This window comes from Pseudomonas sp. S3_E10 (assembly GCF_054667615.1).
In genome coordinates this window covers 5,543,214-5,562,031 of record NZ_CP162743.1, presented here as the reverse complement: position 1 = coordinate 5,562,031, position 18,818 = coordinate 5,543,214, and the positions used below count along the sequence as shown (strand labels likewise).

The following is an 18,818-nucleotide window of genomic DNA, read 5'->3' as shown; positions in this document are numbered from 1 at the left end:
CTATTGGCCGCCAGCACCAATCAGTGAACGTTGGATCTGGACGCCGGGCATCATTTGCTGCAGCCCCTCGATCAGCTTGTCCCCCGCTTCCGTTAAGGCTTCAAGCGGCATCGCCGGCAAACTCTCCAGAATGAACCACATGCTCTTTGCGTCGGCACCCAGACGGGTCCTGACACCTTGTCGCCAGTTCCAACGGCGGCAGGTCACGCCTTGGTCATCGCGCCAGATAACCTCGCCGGCGTCTGGATACTCGACAGCAGGAGCCCCCTCTTTCAAGGTGTCAAACGGTTCGGTGCCATCTGCAACTACGAGCCGTGGAGAGCCTACGTAGGCTTCAATGTTTTCCCCACCCACCGGGATGGCGTACTCAAGACTGATTGCGTTGTAGAGGTCAACGATGGGATCCAGGCTCGGCAAGCCGCCGTCACGTAAAACCCGTTTACGCAGTGCCTCAGCCGAACAAGGCGTGCGCTGCGGCTTGGCGCCAAATTTTCGGAACGTGTGCGCCCACTCGGCCAGATGGGCTTCACCCCAGCTCGGCCCACCTTCCTGCACAACCTTGCAAGCGCGGTCCAGCGCAGCCTGGGCCACCTCAGGGTTGGCCAGTGGCGCCGCTTGCACCACGATGCTCAGGGCCCGGAACTGTGGCGCCAGCTCGGCAACGGCTTGATCGATCAACGGCAGTACGGACAGCATCAAAAACCTCCAGGTACCTAAATGTCATTTCATGCTAGTCAGCGACGACCAGCAAAGTCAATATAATGACCATTATCAGCCACTATAGCGGGCGCGCCGATTGACGGAGCGACTGATAAGGGCCGAGAATCCCCGCACATTTTTCCTCATGACCCTCATCAATGGCCACGAAGCCCACCCTGTCGACTACCCCTGGCGCTGATGCTCAAGCCGTCAGCCTGGCCGTCGCGCGCACGCTCAAACAGGCGCGCAAAGCCCAGAAAATCACATTGGATGAGCTTTCCCGTCGCGCAGGGGTGAGCAAGGGGATGGTCGTCGAAATAGAGAAATGTACGGCGAACCCCAGTATCGGCATCCTTTGCAAAATCGCCGCCGCGCTGGGCCTGTCCGTAGCAGACATCGTCAACGTGACCGAAGCTCCATCCGCCCACATCATCCACAGCCAAGACATCCCCACACTGTGGACCGGGGACCTGGGCGGAACGGCACGCCTTCTGGCAGGAACGTCGGGCCCCGACATGATCGAGCTGTGGCGTTGGGAAATGCACCCAGGCGAATCTTTCGCTTCACAGGGGCACCCTCAGGGCACGCTGGAACTGTTTCATGTGGAGAAAGGCACGCTGAAATGCGTGGTAGGGGAAACAGAGTTGGTCATCCCTGCGGGGAGTTCGGCAGTGGCCAAAACTGACGTCCCCCATTCCTATTCCAACGCTGGCCGATCCAAATTGGTATTCACGATGTCTGTGACGGAGATGCATCAGTAAATACCTGCAGGCTGGCAGCCGGTGAGAGCATCGTGCTTCAGATTTGTGCCAGGCCGCCGTCAGGAGCGACCTCGCTGGCGGTCATGAAGCTGCTCGGTCGCAGCTTGGCCGAGGCGATCATCCCGCTGTGTACGTGGGGCGCTGAAAATGCGGCGCAAATGGCAAACATCTCGCTAAACGCGACGCTTTGCTCTAGCAGGACGCGACCAACTTTATTGCTGGTCGGCATAATGGCGCACGTCATAGATAAATATTGACGAGAGGTCGCCAACGGTTAGGCTATGCGCGCTTCGCAGCGAGCCCCGGAGGTCTCTTGAGCATGACGTCACTAAGACTTGAACAACAAATACAGGCGGCATCGACCCAAACGCCACTCCAATACCGACGCGATATCGATGGGCTTCGAGCGGTAGCCGTGATGTCTGTTGTTATATTTCACGCATTCCCATCAGCACTTACCGGTGGTTTTATCGGGGTTGACATATTCTTCGTCATTTCCGGATTTTTGATATCGTCCATTCTCATCCAAGCGCTGCGCGAGGATAAGTTTTCACTCTCTGGATTTTACGCCCGGCGTGCCGCCAGAATATTCCCAGCACTTATAGTCGTGCTGGTGTCATGCCTGTCATTCGGTTGGCTCGCGATGTTGGCAGATGAGTACCTGTCACTTGCCAAACATTCGATTGCAGGCGCCGCATTTGTCTCAAATCTATTGCTGTGGAGCGAGACCAGTTACTTTGATGTAGCCGCGAACACAAAACCGCTTCTACATCTGTGGAGCCTGGGTATTGAAGAGCAGTTCTACTTCGTATGGCCGCTGCTGTTACTCGCGTTCTGGCGTCTGCGCACGAACCTGCCGATTGCTATAGGGCTGCTCATCGCAGTGTCATTTGGCCTGAATCTGTATCAGGCATCCCACAATCCAACGGCAGATTTTTATTCTCCGCAAACACGATTCTGGGAACTGCTGGCGGGCGCGTTACTGTCTTGCCTGGCACTTCGAGCGGCACCGTCAGCCATTTGGGCAAACGTTATGTCCTTGGCCGGGACTGCCATGATTGGATACGGCCTGCTCACTATCACCAGCGCTGCCGCATTCCCCGGAATGCTTGCCCTGGTGCCTGTCGCGGGTGCCGTTTTGATCATCGCAGCGGGCCCTGAGGGGATGGTTAATCGCTTCGTTCTTTCCAATCGCCTGATGGTCGGTATCGGGCTCATCAGTTACCCACTCTACCTGTGGCATTGGCCGCTGCTGGTCTTCCCGAGGATCATCCAGAGCGCAACGCCTTCGCCAGAAATAAGAGCCACGGCCATTGTGGCAGCCTTGGTGCTTGCATGGGCGACGTACCGCTTCATCGAATCGCCTATTCGTACCCAGCGCATAGACCGCAACACGGCCATCAAGGGCTTGTGCGGCGCGATGGTCGTCACGACAGTTACCGCGCTCGGCATTCAGGTGGGTGACGGCCTTCCATTTCGCGAGGCAGCGAAGCCAGTTGCGCGCTACGCCGAAGATCTTGGCAGGTATCCGTACATCACGTACATGAGCAAAAACTTCTACAAATGCTCGGACGAAGCACTGAGGAATTTGTCATTCAAAGACCTTGAGTTCGGATATCGCTGCTTTCAGTCAAAACAAACTGGATCGATTGATATTTTGCTATTGGGCGATAGCCATGCAGAGCACTTGCTCGCAGGGTTTGCAGATGAATTCAACAGCAGCAATGTCGCCTCTTTCTCTCAAAAACAATTGCCCGCACTTGACAGCCCAGTCATGCGTGAAGCTATAGAAAGAGTCGCGGCAGACCCAGCCATCAAAAAGGTTTTCATCTCCGCGCTTTGGGAACAAAAGATCCAACCCAGCACTGAAGATCCGGCCGGCCAGCTTGAAAGAACCTTCAAACTCTTCACCGACAACCATAAATCCGTCACCCTACTTGATGATGTTCCAACCTTCTTGTTTGACCCTGAGGCATGCAAATACGGGCGCAGGTTCAGCGCAGACGGCCCAACCTGCACCGGGCCTTTTGATCAACAGATGAAAAATAAGGCCCTGTACCATAAAGCGCTGGCTGAAGCTGTTGAGAAATCGCCGAATGTGAAATACGTTCCGGTGCTCCAGTACTTCTGCAACACCAACGATTGCTCGATGGTGAGCGGCGGCAAACTGCTATTCAGGGATCCGAACCACCTGACCATTGAAGGCTCTCGATACCTGGCCAAGAAGCTCAAACAAAGCGGGCATCTCTGAGTGACTGAGCGACAGCAATGCAAACTCCGGTATGACGCTGCTTTTTAAGTAATCGACATGCCGCAACACCGCAGCGAGCGTTGTTACTTGCCCAGGTTTTGATTCATTAAGTTATCCAAAACAGAGAATTCGCTGGCGGCCGTCCATTGATGTAAATGCTCGCAACCTTCAGCGTTAACTTCGGCGAGGTTGCTGCGCGGGTCGCATATTGCCGACCACTTTTGTCGCAGGGAGGGATATTTTATAAAGTCTTCCCTGGCCGGCGGTTGGCCGGCGGACAATCGCAGCGCGGACAAAACCAACAGTGCACAAGCGCCAAGGCCGATAGAACATTTTTGATAATTCATAGATCGCGTTCCCGTAGGGTAGGAGCACTCAGCGAACAGCGCTGAGTGCTCAAGATACGGCGCGACTATAGGAACGAAATGGTTCGGTAAAAAGATCCACTTTTGTAGCATTTCATAGAACCATTCAAGCCAGCGAGTGGCCTGCAAGACTCAGCCCGCGCCTCCCCCGGCTATCGACTGACTTCCCAGGCATCGCCGGCGGGTGCGGTGCCACGGTCATAGGGTTTGCCCAGCCACATGTAGAGCAGGCCCAGGCCAATCACGATGGCCGTGCTGAGAACCATCGCGTAGTTGATGTACCAGGCCGCATCCGGTGTGCGCGGCCAGGCCATGTTGATGATTGCACCGACGCCATAGATCAGCGCGCCGATATTCACCGGCAGGCCCCAGGCCCCCAACGCGAATTTGCCGCTGGGTTTCCAGCCCCGGGCGCGAGCGTAGAGGGCCGCAAGCACGATCATCTGGAAGGCCAGGTAGATACCGATGGCCGCAAAGCTGACGATGGTCGCCACCGCGTCCTGAAGGAAGAAACCGAGGGTGATGATCAGGGTCGGCAGCACACCGGAGACGAACAGCGCTGCCACCGGCACCTGAGTGGTCGGCGAAATCCGCTTGAGCAGGCGGCTGCCGATGACCATCTCATCGCGGGCGTAGGAATACAGCAGTCGACTGGCGGCGGCCTGCAGGCTGATGACGCAGGAGATGAAGGAGATCATCACCACGCCCATGACCACCTTCGAACCGACGCTGCCAAAGGCATTGTTGAGGATGGTAGTCACCGGGTCCTTATCGGTGCCGTTGATCACCGCTTGCATGTCCGGCACGGCGAGGATCAGCGCCAGGCAGGCGAACATCGCGGCCACACCGCCGATATATATGGTCATGCGCATGGCCACCGGGATTTGTTTACTCGGGTTGGGGGTTTCCTCGGCCACGTCGCCGCAGGCCTCAAAGCCGTAGTAAAGGAACATGCCCGCCAGCGATGCAGTGAGGAACGCCGGCAAGTAGGAACCGTCGATACGGATATCAAACGTGTTGAACAGCACGCTGATGGGCTGATGACGTTCAAATACCAACAGGTACACACCGACGATTACCGCGCCGACCAGCTCACACAGAAAGCCGAACATGGCGATGCGGGCCAGCACCTTGGTGCCGCTGAGATTGACCAGGGTGGCGAACAGCGTCAGCACCACCGCGATGATGATATTGGTGTTGTTACTCGCCTCGAAACCGAGCATCGCCGCGAGGTAAGGCCCGGCTCCGACCGCGACGGCGGCAATGGTGACGCACAGCGCGATGGAGTAGATCCAGCCGACCATCCATGCCCAGCGCTTACCCACCAGGCGTCGGGCCCAAGGGTAGACGCCGCCCGAAATCGGGAATTGCGAAACCACTTCGCCGAAGATCAGGCACACCAGCAATTGCCCGCAGCCCACCAGCAGGTAGGCCCAGAACATCGGCGGCCCGCCGGCGGCAAGGCACAGGCCGAACAGGGTGTAGACACCCACCACCGGCGACAGGTAGGTAAAGCCCAGGGCGAAGTTTTCCCATAGGCTCATGCTGCGATTGAAGTTCGAGGTGTAACCCAGTTTGCGCAATTGTTCGGCGTCGCTATCGGCGTCTACGCCGGTTTGGGGACGTGCACTCATGGCGGTGTGGCTCCAGAAAATCGGCAGATTTTGGCTGTCCGAAGCCGTGGCCAAACCCTCAAGGTTCGTCCCGGCTCGGTATTCTTGTAATGGGTGTGGGGGGTTGCCTGGGCATCCACTGGCGGGCGCGGTTTTCGCAGGCGCGCACGTCTTTTGGCGAGTGCTCTGTTCGTGTGGCTATTGCAGCAGCCTCCTGAAGTCCGGCGCTTCGTTGGAGGCTTGGAAAGAGGCTAATAGCCGCGGCAGAGTCCGGCAAATATTAAATACTGAACGCCGCGTTCGATTAAATAGATAGCTGGGTAACGCCATGATCCCAAGACGTCCTCACGCACCTGCTGCGCCGAACTACAACGGAAATTGCGCCCTGATCAAGGTGCCGCCCTGGGCACGATTGCTGGCAGCGATAGTGCCGCCATGGGCCTGGCAGATCGCACGGGCGATGGACAAGCCCAGCCCGCTGCCCCCCGAATAACGCGCCCTGGAGCGCTCCGCCCGCCAGAAGCGGTCAAACACGCTGTCCAGGTGTTGTGCTTCGATGCCCGGCCCTCGGTCACCCATCTCAATCACGACGCGGTCTTCGACCTGGCGCGCCATGATGTTCAATTCGCCGCCCGCCGCCGCATAGCGCAGCAGGTTGTCGATCAGGATATTCAGCACCTGACCCAGGCGATCCCGATCGGCATGGATACGAACCCCGTCCTCGATACTGACCCGTGCCTGCACACCGGCCTCGTCCAATTGCGGCTGGAACCAGGCCAGTCGTTCGCTCACCAACGCCGCCAGGGGAAAATCGCTGCGTTCCAGCACCAGTTGCCCTGCCCTGGCCATCGACAGCAGGTGCAGGTCGTCCACCAATTTACGCAGTTGATCGAGCTGGCGCTTGACCATGCCCAACTGCGTGGCATCGCTGGGGAATACCTCGTCGAGCATGCCCTGCACGCGCCCCATCGCGGCATTCAACGGTGTGCGCAGTTCGTGGGCGATGACCGCGCTGGACTCACGCACATCGCGCTCATAACGTTCCAGTTGGGTGGTCATGCTGTTGAAGTCGCTGATCAGGCGTTGCAGCTCGTCGGGTGCGTCGTGGTGAACCGGCAGGCGCGTCAGGAAATCACCGCCGGCGACCCGCCGTGCGCCCTGGGCAATCGCCGAGAACTGGCTGGACAAGGGCCGCGAAAACCACAAACCGCAGAGAATGATGATCGGGATAGCGGCCAGCACCAGGCAAGCCAGGATCAGCCAGTCACGGTTGGCCATATCCGGCTGGAAGAACTCCACCGGATAGTACTCGGCCACCAGTTGGCGCAAGCGTGTCTCATTGAGCTGCGGCTCGGCGCGCAACTGCAGCAACTCCTCGCGCGCCGCCGGCGGCAGGCGCTGCAAAAAATACTGGTCCGACAGCCTGAAGTTGATCCACATGCAAACGGCGATCACCACCACCGCGCCGATGGCCAACAGGCTCATACGCATGCCGACCCAGCGCCACAGAGGTTTATCGTTGGCCCGTGATTTTTCCAGCATGTTGCTCACCTGAACCGATAGCCAATGGAGCGCACCGTCACCAGTACTCCGGCGATACCATGGGTTTCGAGCTTGCGCCGCAGGTTGTGCACGTGGGCATCGACGACGCGGGCCAGGGCCTCGCTTTCCGGCAGGCAGATTTCCAGCAATTCATCGCGGGTGAAGGCTTTGGACGGGGTCTTGAGCAACGTCGCCAGCAACTTGAATTCGGTCGGTGTCAGTTCCAGCCACTGCGGTGGCGCATCGCGGTGCTCAATGGCGGCGGTGAACGCGAGCAGGTCGACTCGCAGGTTTTCATAGCGCAGCACCTGTTCCACCGGTTGGCTGCCCGCGCTACGCCGCAACACCGCATGTACCCGCGCCACCACCTCGCGCGGGCTGTAGGGCTTGACCACATAGTCGTCGGCGCCATAGCGCAAGGCACCGAGTTTTTCCGGCTCGTCACCCATGGCCGTCACCATGATCACCGGCGTGTCACTGCCGCGACGCACGGCGGACAACACCTCGGTGCCACTCAGGCGCGGCAGCATCACGTCGAGCAGGATCAGGTCGGGCCGCCAACTTTTGTGCAGGTCCAGACCGCGTTGGCCGTCTTCGGCCAGGGCCACCTCGAAGCCGTCCCGGCGCAGATACGCTTCGAGAATGTTGGCGCTGTCGGCGTCGTCTTCGACGATGAGGATACGTTTTCCTGACACAAAGAAGCCTCTTGATGAAACCTTGATAATTCACGAACGGTTTATTGAAAGTCCGCTGCCAGTATTGCCCTACGCCGACTTTCGCGAACCGATCCTATGCCGACCACCGCATCGCTGTCCAAGCCTATCAAGCTGCCTGAACGCCACAGCGCGGTTTTGCTGTTGGTTGCCCTGTTGGCCGGCTGCTCACTGGCGCCTGAGTACCAGGCACCTGCGCTGCCCGTGCCGCAAACGCTGCTGGGCGACCCTGCGGTAGGCGCGCCCTCCTCCAAGGCCAACGACGCAGAGGCGCTTGCCGAGGACGAGAAACAGCTGCTGGCCGGTCTGGATTCATCGGCGCAGTTGCCGCATCGGGTGGAACAAGCCCTGACGTACAACCGCGACCTGCGCCTTGCATCGCTGCGTGTGGAGCAAGCTCGCGCCCAGTACGGCATTTCCCGCGCCGATCGCCTGCCCACCGTGGCGCTGGGGCTGCAACGCAACCGCCAGCACTTGCACGACAAGGCTGCCGACGAACGTTATGGACAGGACATCGCGGTGGCCTCCGTGGGTATCTCGGACTTCGAGCTGGATTTTTTCGGCCGGGTGCGCAGCCTCTCCGAAGCGGCGCAACATGACTACCTGGCCACGCGCTACGGTGCCCTGGCCGCGCGCAAGGCGCTGATCGTTGAAGTGGCGCGCCTGTATTTGCAGGAACGCTTACAAGCAGGCGTCCGGGTCGACACGCAGTCCATTCTTAACGACCAAAACCTGCTGCTGAGCGTACTCGACGGTCAGCAAAAAGAAGGCCTCGTCGCCCAGGACACGGTCGACACCCAGCGCATGGAGGTTCGGCGCGCCACCCAGCAATGGCAGGATGCAAGCGCCGACCACGCCAGCGCACAGCAGGCGCTGACATGGGTGACTGGCTATCAGGCCACGCCTTCGATCGCTGCCACGACAGACCCTGTAATTGATTTGGATACCCCGCCGTGGCTGATCGAACTCTCGTCCCAACGACTATTACAGCGCTTCGATGTGCGCCAGTGCGAACAAGCCCTGCGCGCCGCCAACGCCAACATCGGCGCCGCGCGGGCGGCGTTCTTCCCCTCTATCACCTTGAGCACCGGCGCGGGCATCGCCAGCCCGCGCTTGAGCAACCTGTTTTCATCCGGCAGCGGCGCCTGGCTGTTCACGCCGCAACTGAACCTGCCGCTGTTCGACGGCGGCCGCAACCGAGCCAATCTTGACCTGGCCACTGCGCGCCAACAGTCGGCTGTCGCCCAATACGAAAAGACCGTGCAGGACGCCTTCCGCGAAATCGCCGACCTGTTGAGCCAACGCCAACAAGCATTGGCCGACGCCACCATACACATCGACCTGGCCGCTTCGACGACGTTAAAGGCCAAGCGTGTCGACCAGCAGATTGCCGCCGGCGCGGCTGCGCGTTCGCAGCACCTGGCCGCTGCCATTCGCCTGACTGAATCGGCCATCGAGTTACGCAAGGCCAACTACCAGGTGTTGTTCAACCGCCTGGCGCTGTATCGCGCGCTGTCCGGCGCACCATTGTTTTCATCCAAAGAAAGGGTTTCACCATGACATTGAACACTGCCCCTACCCGTACCGTGCTCTGGGGCGCCGCCGCCCTGATGGCCTGCGCCCTCGTGCCCCAGGCGCAGGCCACCGACGCCAGCCCCGCAGCCGACAAGACCACCGCAACTTTGGGCCTTGGCATGGGCGTCGCGCCGCGCTACATGGGCGCCGACCGCTACCGCTCACTGGTGCTGCCGATGTTCAGCATCCAGCGTGGCGTGCTGTTCGCCGACACCACCCGTGGGGTGGGCCTGCAATTTCAATCCGACAGCGGCTTTAGCGCCAGCGCGGCAATCAACTACGACCTGGGCCGTAAGGAAAAGGACAGCACCAGCCGCCCCGGCGACCGCGAGCTCAAAGGCATGGGCGATATCGGCGGCGCCACCGTCGCCGACTTCACCCTCAGCCAGCAGCTGCTTGACTGGCTCTCGGTGAGCGGCGAAGCGGAACTGCGCATGGCCGGCGAGCACCGTGGCAACCGCTACCGCTTTGGCCTCGAAGGCGTGCTGTTTCACACAGACAGCGACACCCTGGCCCTGGACATCGACGCCCATGCCGGCGATGGCCGCTACAACCAGACCTTCTTCGGCGTCACACAGGCACAGAGCCAGCGTTCGCTCTACGGCAGATACAACGCCGATGCCGGGATCTACGCCTATTCCGCCGCCTTGAACTGGCAGCACAGCCTGGACGCGCACTGGTCGACGCTGGCCAGCCTGACGCTGACCCAGTACGCCGACCAGGCCCGTAACAGCCCACTGGTCAAGCGTGAAGGCGCCGGCCTGGGCATGTTCGCCATCAACTACACCTTCTGATAACGAGGCGCCAGGCATGCAGGGTTTTGCTCAGTTGTTCCGTTCTTGGGGCCGCCCCCTGGTGCTCGGCGTTGCCTGCCTGATGGTGGTGGCCTGTTCGCACGAGGAGGCGGCGCCGGAGCCGGCCATAAGGTCGGTGAAAGTCGCCAGCGTGCGCGCCTACGGCGCCGACGCCGCGCCGTTGACCGGTGTGGTGCGCCAACGCCAGCGCGCGGTCTTGGCCTTCGAAGGCGCGGGCCGATTGGTGGCGTTGAATGTCGACATCGGCGATAGCGTAAAACAAGGCCAGGTGCTGGCGAGCCTCGATACGGCGGCCGTGCGGTTGCGCCTGAAACAAGCGCAGGCGGCCTTGTTCGCCAGCGTGGCGCAAACCGCCGAGCGCAAGCGTAACAAGGTGCGCCAGCAACTGCTGTATGCCCAGGGCAGCGTCGCGGCCAGCGCGGTGGAGCAAGCCGAAGCCGCGTGGCAGGCCGCCGTAGCGCAGCAGGCCGCCGATGAAGCGGCCCTGGACCTGGTGCGACGCGACCAACGCCAGGGCCAGTTGATCGCGCCGTTTGACGGTCGCGTCGTGGCACGACCCGCGCAGTTGTACAGCGAGTTATCGCCCGGCCAAGTGGTGATGGAATTGGAAGCCAGCGGCGCGTTGCAGGTCATCGTGCAAGTCCCGGTGGAACAGGCCGCCGGCCTCAAGCCTGGCGACCACGCCGTCGCCAACGACCCGGCCGCGCCCGGATCGACCCTGCCGCTGGTGCTGGAGGGCCTGTCGACACGCGCGCAGAACGGCATGTTGCAAAGCGCGCGTTTTCGCCTGGACGCCCGCGACCTGGCGCTGCCCAGCGGCGTGAACCTCAACGTGCGATTGGCGACCCCTGCCGCGCTCGCGCTGTCGATTCCGACCCAGGCGCTGCGCATGGGCGGCGACGCCAGCCAGGTGCAGGTGTTCGTCTATGACCCGACCCAGGGCAAGGTCGCCCTGCGTGAGGTCAGGATCGGCCTGATCGACCAGGGCCGTGTCGCCCTCGATAGCGGCCTCAAGGATGGCGAACAAGTCGTCGTCACCGGCGTGGCGTTCCTCACCGACGGCCAGCCCGTCAACCTGCTTGCACCCTCCAGCCGTTTGAGCGCGCCCGAATGATCAACCTGACCCGTCACGCATTGGGCGCGAGCCGCCTGACGTTATTCACCGCCCTGCTAATCCTGCTCGCGGGCGTGGCGACGTTCCTGAGTTTCCCGACCCAGGAAGAACCCTCGGTGACCATCCGCGATGCGCTGGTGAGCATCGAGTTTCCCGGCCTGCCCAGCGAACGCGCCGAAGAGTTGCTGGCCCGGCCCACCGAAGAAAAGCTGCGCGAGCTGTCGCAGATCAAAAACATCGTGACTACCGTCCACCCCGGCAGCGTGATTATCCAGGTGACGGCCCGCGATGAAATCAAGGACCTGGGCGTGCTGTGGCAGCAGGTACGCAATAAAGTCGCCGAGGCCGGCGCCGGATTTCCACCTGGCACCCAAGGGCCTTTTGTCGATGATAATTTCGGACGCGTCGCCGTCGCCTCCATTGCGGTCACCGCGCCCGGCTACAGCATGAGCGAAATGCGCGGGCCGTTGAAACGCCTGCGCGACCAATTGGGCGGGTTGCCCGGCATCGGCCAGGTAACGTTGCACGGCGTGCAGGACCAGCAACTCTCGATCGATTTCAACCCGCAACGCCTGGCGGGGCTGGGTTTGTCCCCGCAGCAGCTGTTCCAGCAAGTGCAGCAACAGAACGTGTTGGCGCCCGGCGGTATTGCCGATATTGGCGGGCAGATCACCACCCTCACCGTGACCGGCGAAGTGCTCAGCGTGGAGCAACTGCGCCAATTGCCGATCCAACTGCCCGGCGCCAACGGCACCGCGCAATCGGTGGCCCTCGGCGCCATCGCGCAGATCTCGGTGATGGCTGCCGACCCGCCCCAGAGCGCCGCGATCTATCAAGGCCAGGACGCGGTGGTGCTGGCGGTGTCCATGGCGCCAGGACAGAACGTGCACCAATTCGGCGTGGCCTTGCGCAAGCGCTTGGCCGAGCTGGAACAGCAGCTGCCGTTGGGTTTCACGGCCCATATGGTGACGTTCCAGGCCGATGTGGTCGACCAGCAGATGGCCAAGATGAAACACGTGATGATCGAGACGGTGGTCATCGTCATGGCCGTAGTCATGCTGTTTCTGGGCTGGCGCACCGGGCTGGTGGTCGGCGCGATTGTGCCGCTGACCATCCTCGGCACGCTGCTTGCGATGCGCATGCTCGGGGTCGAGCTGCAAACCGTGTCGATTGCCGCGATTATCCTCGCGCTCGGCTTGCTGGTGGACAACGGCATCGTGATCGCCGAGGACATCGAGCGCCGGCTGCATGCCGGCGAGGACCGACGCCAGGCCTGCGAGGACGCCGGGCGCACCCTGGCGATTCCGCTGCTGACCTCGTCGCTGGTGATCGTGCTGGCGTTCTCGCCGTTCTTCCTCGGCCAGACCAGCACCAATGAATACCTGCGTTCACTGGCGGTCGTACTGGCGTTGACGCTGCTCGGCTCGTGGCTGTTGAGTATCACCGTCACGCCGCTGCTGTGCCTGTATTTCGCCAAGGCTGCGCGCCACGAGGCGTCGGAAGACAGTTACGACAGCGGTTTTTACCGAGGCTACCGCGCGGTCATCGGCCGCGTGTTGCAACACAAAGCACTGTTTCTGATGGCGATGCTGGTGTTACTCGCCGCCGCGATCTTCGAACTGATGCGCGTGCCCTATGACTTTCTGCCTCAATCGGACCGCTTGCAGTTCCAGGTACCCATCAGCCTGGAACCCGGCAGCGGCTCGCGCAAGACCTTGCAAAGCGTGCGCGAGATCAGCCTGTGGCTGAGCAAGGAGCCCCAGGTAGCCGACAGCATCGGCTATGTCGGCGACGGCGGGCCACGAATCGTGCTGGGCCTCAACCCGCCTTTGCCCGCACCGGAAACCGCGTACTTCACCGTCAGCGTCAAGCCCGGTACGGATATCGATGCGGTGATCGCCAATACCCGCCGCTATCTGCTCAAGCAACACCCGGAACTGCGCGCCGAGCCCAAGCGTTTTTCCCTGGGCACCACTGAGGCCGGTGTGGCGATCTATCGTGTGCTGGGCCCGGACGAACAGGTACTGCGCAGCCTGGCCGGCCAGATCGAAAAGGCCCTGCGTGAAGTGCCGGGCACGCTGGATGTGCGCAACGACTGGAGCATTCGCCTGACGCGTTATACCGTCGAGGTCGATCAGCAGAGTGCGCGCCGCGCCGGTGTCGACACCCAAGCCATCGGCCAGGCCTTGCAACTGCACTTCGGCGGCATTCAGGTTTCGGCATTGCAGGATAAACAAACCCGCGTCCCGCTGGTGGTGCGCGAGCCTGCGACGACAACCGAGGCCTCCCCCGATCTGCGCGGCATCCTGGTCTACCCGGCCGACGGCTCGCCCCCCGTGCCGTTGGCGGCCGTTGCCCGCATCGTCGCGGCCAGCGAACCCTCGACGCTGATGCGGCGCAATCAGGAACGCGCCATTACCGTGGTCGGGCATAACCCGTCGTTGACGGCGACGTCCATCGTCGAGCAACTCGCGCCGCAGGTGGCGGCACTGGCGCTGCCGCCGGGCTATCGCATTGAACTGGGCGGCGAGATCGAGGACTCGGCGGACGCCAACCAGGCGTTGCTGCAATACCTGCCCCACGCGCTGGTCGCCATGCTGTTGCTGTTTGTCTGGCAATTCAATTCGTTTCGCAAGTTGCTGATTGTGGTTTCCGCCATCCCCTTCGTCCTGATCGGCGTGGCAGTTGCGCTGCTGATCACTGGTTACCCGTTCGGGTTCATGGCCACGTTCGGCCTGCTGTCACTGGCAGGGATTATCGTGAACAACGCCGTGCTGTTGCTGGAACGTATCGAGGCCGAACTCCACGAGGGCCTGCCGGTTTACGAGGCGGTGGTGAACGCCGCCGTAAAGCGCCTGCGCCCCATCGTCATGACCAAACTGACCTGCATCATCGGGCTGGTGCCGCTGATGCTGTTTGCCGGGCCGCTGTGGGAAGGCATGGCGATCACCCTGATGGGCGGCCTGGCGCTCGGCACATTGGTCACGCTGGGGCTGATCCCGGTGCTGTACGTATTGCTGTTTACACCGCGTAAACACTCACATATCAAGGCGAGCACAGCATGATTTTTTCGTTGAAGGCAACGCGCAACCTCAAGCGCACAACCCGCGGGGCCGTGCTGCTCGGCGCGCTTTCGCTGAGTCTCGGTGCTCAAGCCTCCGCGTTCGTCCACCCAGGCCTGTTGCAGACCCAGCAAGACTTCCTGCGCATCCGCGAAAAACTGGCCAACCATAACCAGCCGTGGCTGGCCGGCTGGCAAAAATTGATCGCCAACCGGCATGCATCGCTGGCCTGGAACCCGAGCCCCGTCGCGGTGGTGTACCGGGGCGCGGATGGCCAACATCCGGAGAACTACGCCAGGTTATTCAACGACGCAGCCGCCGCGTACGCCTTGGCCCTGCGCTGGCAGCTGTCGGGCGACCCTGCGTATGCCGACAAAGCCGTCGCTTTGTTGAACCAGTGGTCCACCACCCTCACCGCCATTGAGGGCACTTCGGACCGATTTCTCGCCGCCGGTTTGTACGGATACCAGCTCGCCAATGCCGCCGAAATACTGCGCGGTTATCCAAAGTGGAAGGCGGCGGACTTACAGCAGTTCCAGCGCATGATGCTCACGGTCTTCTACCCGATGAACCATGATTTCCTGGCGCATCACAATAACGCGTTGGTCGACCACTATTGGGCCAACTGGGACCTGGCCAATATGAACGCGATGCTGGCCATCGGCGTACTGACCGACCGTCGCGATATCTATGATGAAGCGGTCAATTATTTCAAACATGGCGCCGGCAACGGTTCCATTGAACACGTGGTCTGGAAGCTCTACGGCAATGGCCTGGGCCAGGTCCAGGAAAGCGGGCGCGACCAGGCGCACACACTGCTCGACATCGCCTTGCTCGGTAGCTTCTGCCAAATGGCCTGGAACCAGGGCGATGACCTGTTCGGTTACCAGAACAACCGCGTGCTGCAAGGCGCCGAATACGTGGCCAAATACAACCTGGGCCAGGATGTGCCATTCACCACCTTCACCAACAGCGCGTTCAAGCAGACGACCATCTCGGCCGAGCATCGAGGCGAAATCCGTCCGATCTGGGAGCTGCTCTACAACCACTACGGGGTGCTTGAAGGCCTCAGCGCACCGAACGTGAAGGCCTTCGCGAACAGAGCCCAGGTGGAAGGCGGTGGCGGGGATTATGGTCCCAACAGCGGTGGCTACGACCAACTGGGGTACGGGACCTTGCTCTATTCGCTGGGGGAGTACGGCCTGTCAAACGCTGAACTGGTGCCGTAGCGATGCATCAACTGCCCCATGCGTCGGCTAAGGCCCCGTTCCCACCGTTGGAAGGCGGTGACTATCAGATCGGCGAATTGCTCACCACCCGCAACGCCAGCCCTTCATAGGCATCCAGCGTGATAGTGAATTCCCCCTGCGCAGTCAGGTCCCCTTCCACCCGCTCGTTGATAATGTCCACCACCATCCCCGCTGCAATATCCGGCAGGTTCACGGTTTCGGTGATCGGCGTGGCGCCGAAATTCAGCGCGGTGATTTGCGTGCCTCTGCCGGCCGGCAGTTCATGGACCATGATCAACAGGGCGGGGTTTTGCACATCCGGCACCAGCACCTGGCGGCTGGCGGCGATGTCGTAAGCGCGGCGCACCGCGAGGATTTTTTGCAATTGCGCGGCAAACGACTCGGGGTCCTGCAACTGGCTGTTCAGGCTGCCGTACAGGCTTTTGGCGCGTGGCATCTGCCCGGCGGATAAGTGTGCGTCGGGGTTAAGGTCCACCAGGTCATAGGCGCCGCGATGAATCCAGCGGGTGTCGCCGTCCTGCATCAAATGCGCAACGTCCGCCGCCGCCAGTGGCAATGCCCCCACCAGGTCCCAGCCGGACAAGGCAAACACCCCCGGCTGCATGGCGTTGTACATCACCAGCAGCAGGTGGATCTGGCGGATCTGTTGAATGTCCGCCGGGGTAATCGCCTCCAGGTCGCGAATACCCAGCGCCGCGGTGATGATGCTGGCCGTGGTGCAGGACACGCCGTTGGTCACGAACTTGAGGTTGTACGGCGCATGTTCGCCGGTCAGGCGTTCATACATCTGCTCGCGGATGTGCTCGCGCAGAATGTTGCCGGGGAAGGTCTGCCCCTGGTACAGGAAGCTGTCATGGGCGTGCAGTGTCCAAAAGTGCACCAGTTCCAGGGTCAGTTCATCGTGGTTCTGCAACGCATGGATCAGCGAGCCGGGGTCGATACCCTGGCGATGCATCTCGCGCAGCATCAAGCGCAGGAACTCCGCATCACCCATCAGCAGCGCATGTTGGTAGGCAGGCCGGGTGATGAAGTCATAGGACAGGTCGGCACCGCCATGGGACATCGAGGCGATGTCATCCACCGTGAGGTTCAACTCCTGGAAGCTGAAGCCGCCCGCCTTGCGAATAGCCCCGCCGAGCAACTGGTTACCGGTGATCGACAATGGATGGCTCTCTGACCAGGCCGTGCCATCGAGCTTGCGCTCCACGCCGAGAAACCCGTTGGCATCCAGGCGCAGGATCTTCGCACCCATCACGTCGATGGCGTGCAGTGCGTCGCCGATGATCATTTGCTGCGCGGCAAACGTGGGGTCCAGCCAATTGAGCGACGGCTGGCCTTCCTTGAAGTAATGCAGATACACCCAGCGTCGCGGTTTTCCATCCACGCCGATCACCACCTGGGTTGCGCTCCAATCGGTTTCCTTGACGCCCGGCTCGAAGAAGATCACCCGCTGCAACTGGCCGACGATGTAGTGCTTGTCGCGCAGCGCGTCCACCTGCAAGGGGCTGAGGTTCTGCGCGTCGCGGCCTTCGGCCACGTCGGGCAGCAGGTGCCAGTCTTCCTCACGGATTTCTACCATATGGTAAAGACCGGGGTAGTCTTCGTACGCCATCTCGGCCAGGCGGAAGTCCGCGCCCTTACCGGTATGGGACGGGATCACATCGTCAATGATCACCGCGTTGTGCGCCGCCGCCATGCGCGTCAGCGCCTGCAACTGCGCCTCGGTGCCCAGTTGCGGGTCGATCTCGAAGCTGATGCGGTCGAAATTGCCGTCGATGGTCGGCGTATGCAGTGTGCCGTTGAGGCCACCGGACTTTTTCAGCGGGCCGTTATGAATGCCCTGGATACCGATTTTCGACAGGGTGTGCCACAGCGTTTCGTCCCCCAGCGCCTCCAGCACCGTGCCGCCCTCGCGGGTCACAATCGACGCCGGGTACGCGGTAAACCACACCGAGGACAACGCCGAAGCGTCGCGCGGTCGCGTCTGCGCAAAGGGCTGTTGCCACAACCTGCCTTGCCCGGAGTAGAGCTTGGCGCGCTGGCGGGCTGCGTGCAGCATCGATTGTTCCACCAGCCAGTTCACATGGTTGTTGTCAGCCGCGGTCATAAGCTTGGTCCCTGTCGTTGTAAAAAATCGCTCGTAGACATATGAGGGGTACGCGGGCCATTCGTTGCATTGTTATGGCTCAGCTAAGCCAACCCCTGCGTCGCGTGGCGATACTGACGCGGAGTAAACCCGGTCGAGGCCTTGAACTGCCGGGTAAACGCGCTGTGGTCGGTATACCCGCACTGCAGCGCCACCTCGGTGATCGGCAGGTCGCCGTGCAGCAAGCGATGGGCATGGTCCAGCCGGACCTTCTGGATCATTTGCCGGGGGGTGAGGTGGAACACGCGCTTGCAGTAACGCTCCAGTTGCGCCACTGAAATACCGGCGATGCGCGTCAGTTCGCCGAGGGTGACGCGACGGTTGAAATGCATGCGGATGTGCTCGTCCACCGCCGCCAGGCGTTGATACGCGGGGTGGGTTTCGCTGGCCGATTGCAGGTCTACGGAAATCCCGGCCAAGCCGATGATGTGGCCTTGGTGGTTGTATAACGGCCATTTGCGGGTCAGGCACCAGCCGGGTTCCCGTGTGCCGTAGAGGTGCAGTTCCAACTGGTCTTCGAGCACCAAACCTTGCTGCAGCACGCGCCGGTCCTGCTCGGTATAACCCGGGCCCAGCGGCGCCGGGAACACGTCGGCGCTGGTCTTGCCCAGCAGCGGCTGCAACTGCTTGAGGCCGCAGCGTTGCACCAGGGTGCGGTTGGCGAGGACGTAACGCGCGTGTGTGTCCTTGATGAAAATGGCGGCGTTGGGGATCGCATCCAGCATCGGCAGCAACTGCGCCACGCCGGCCACCAACTGCTGGATGTCGTGCGGGCGGCTCGTCTCGCTGCCTTGGCAAAGGCTGGCAAATGCGCTGTGCATCATCACTGTGTAGCCCCTGCTGATCGCCTAGACGCGTAGCAGATTGCCCGATGCATGGCGTTGCTGTCGAGCGATGCGCACTGTGCTGAAT

General features: G+C 61.4%; 15 protein-coding genes. 7 read left to right on the top strand and 8 right to left on the bottom strand.

Annotation, left to right across the window (positions count from 1 at the left end; genetic code table 11):
- Entirely contained in the window at positions 1-696 is a 696-nt protein-coding gene (locus AB4N98_RS25530; RefSeq protein ID WP_068931940.1) for a B3/B4 domain-containing protein, read from the bottom strand.
- Positions 697-857: 161 nt separating this feature from the next.
- On the opposite strand from AB4N98_RS25530, the gene AB4N98_RS25525 reads away from it, so the two are divergent.
- Positions 858-1,460, top strand: a complete 603-nt coding sequence (locus AB4N98_RS25525) for a cupin domain-containing protein (protein ID WP_460148980.1) — start codon at positions 858-860, stop codon at positions 1,458-1,460.
- 37 nt (positions 1,461-1,497) lie between these two features.
- Here the strand turns inward: AB4N98_RS25525 and AB4N98_RS25520 are convergent, their stop codons facing one another.
- Positions 1,498-1,689 (bottom strand): hypothetical protein, encoded by a 192-nt coding sequence (locus AB4N98_RS25520; RefSeq protein WP_065879031.1) that lies wholly within the window; start codon positions 1,687-1,689, stop codon positions 1,498-1,500.
- Positions 1,690-1,779: 90 nt separating this feature from the next.
- Between AB4N98_RS25520 and AB4N98_RS25515 the strand changes: the two genes are divergently transcribed.
- Positions 1,780-3,711 (top strand): acyltransferase family protein, encoded by a 1,932-nt coding sequence (locus AB4N98_RS25515; RefSeq protein WP_068931941.1) that lies wholly within the window; start codon positions 1,780-1,782, stop codon positions 3,709-3,711.
- Positions 3,712-3,794: 83 nt separating this feature from the next.
- Here the strand turns inward: AB4N98_RS25515 and AB4N98_RS25510 are convergent, their stop codons facing one another.
- The 4 genes from AB4N98_RS25510 to AB4N98_RS25495 form a co-directional block, all read right to left on the bottom strand.
- On the bottom strand, positions 3,795-4,058 hold the full coding sequence (locus tag AB4N98_RS25510; protein WP_080598193.1) for a hypothetical protein: 264 nt from the start codon (positions 4,056-4,058) through the stop codon (positions 3,795-3,797).
- Between the two features lie 170 nt (positions 4,059-4,228).
- Positions 4,229-5,710 (bottom strand): APC family permease, encoded by a 1,482-nt coding sequence (locus AB4N98_RS25505; protein ID WP_017530531.1) that lies wholly within the window; start codon positions 5,708-5,710, stop codon positions 4,229-4,231.
- Positions 5,711-6,055: 345 nt separating this feature from the next.
- Positions 6,056-7,231 (bottom strand): sensor histidine kinase, encoded by a 1,176-nt coding sequence (locus tag AB4N98_RS25500; RefSeq protein WP_017530532.1) that lies wholly within the window; start codon positions 7,229-7,231, stop codon positions 6,056-6,058.
- A gap of 5 nt (positions 7,232-7,236) precedes the next feature.
- Positions 7,237-7,926, bottom strand: a complete 690-nt coding sequence (locus AB4N98_RS25495) for a response regulator (RefSeq protein WP_017530533.1) — start codon at positions 7,924-7,926, stop codon at positions 7,237-7,239.
- A gap of 96 nt (positions 7,927-8,022) precedes the next feature.
- Between AB4N98_RS25495 and AB4N98_RS25490 the strand changes: the two genes are divergently transcribed.
- Genes AB4N98_RS25490 through AB4N98_RS25470 form a run of 5 tightly spaced genes read left to right on the top strand, consistent with a single transcriptional unit; the run spans position 8,023 to position 15,739 of the window.
- Positions 8,023-9,504 carry an efflux transporter outer membrane subunit gene (locus AB4N98_RS25490; protein ID WP_460148979.1) on the top strand — a complete coding sequence of 494 codons (1,482 nt, stop codon included), beginning with the start codon at positions 8,023-8,025 and terminating at the stop codon, positions 9,502-9,504.
- Positions 9,501-10,313 carry a MipA/OmpV family protein gene (locus AB4N98_RS25485; RefSeq protein WP_017530535.1) on the top strand — a complete coding sequence of 271 codons (813 nt, stop codon included), beginning with the start codon at positions 9,501-9,503 and terminating at the stop codon, positions 10,311-10,313. Before AB4N98_RS25490 ends, AB4N98_RS25485 begins: the two co-directional genes overlap by 4 nt.
- Positions 10,314-10,329: 16 nt before the next feature.
- Positions 10,330-11,448: an efflux RND transporter periplasmic adaptor subunit gene (locus tag AB4N98_RS25480; RefSeq protein WP_137220116.1), complete on the top strand. Its 1,119-nt coding sequence runs from the start codon at positions 10,330-10,332 to the stop codon at positions 11,446-11,448.
- Complete coding sequence (locus tag AB4N98_RS25475; RefSeq protein WP_460148978.1) at positions 11,445-14,513, top strand: efflux RND transporter permease subunit; 3,069 nt, start codon at positions 11,445-11,447, stop codon at positions 14,511-14,513. Before AB4N98_RS25480 ends, AB4N98_RS25475 begins: the two co-directional genes overlap by 4 nt.
- The gene (locus tag AB4N98_RS25470; RefSeq protein WP_223495787.1) at positions 14,510-15,739 is read left to right on the top strand and encodes an alginate lyase family protein; all 1,230 of its coding nucleotides are present in this window, start codon (positions 14,510-14,512) and stop codon (positions 15,737-15,739) included. The genes AB4N98_RS25475 and AB4N98_RS25470 overlap by 4 nt, the downstream gene beginning before the upstream one ends.
- Positions 15,740-15,803: 64 nt before the next feature.
- Here AB4N98_RS25470 and treS read toward each other — a convergent pair whose 3' ends face one another.
- On the bottom strand, positions 15,804-17,867 hold the full coding sequence (gene treS, locus AB4N98_RS25465) for a maltose alpha-D-glucosyltransferase (RefSeq protein WP_065879020.1): 2,064 nt from the start codon (positions 17,865-17,867) through the stop codon (positions 15,804-15,806).
- Between the two features lie 83 nt (positions 17,868-17,950).
- Complete coding sequence (locus tag AB4N98_RS25460) at positions 17,951-18,730, bottom strand: helix-turn-helix domain-containing protein (protein WP_460148977.1); 780 nt, start codon at positions 18,728-18,730, stop codon at positions 17,951-17,953.
- Positions 18,731-18,818 lie beyond the last annotated feature (88 nt).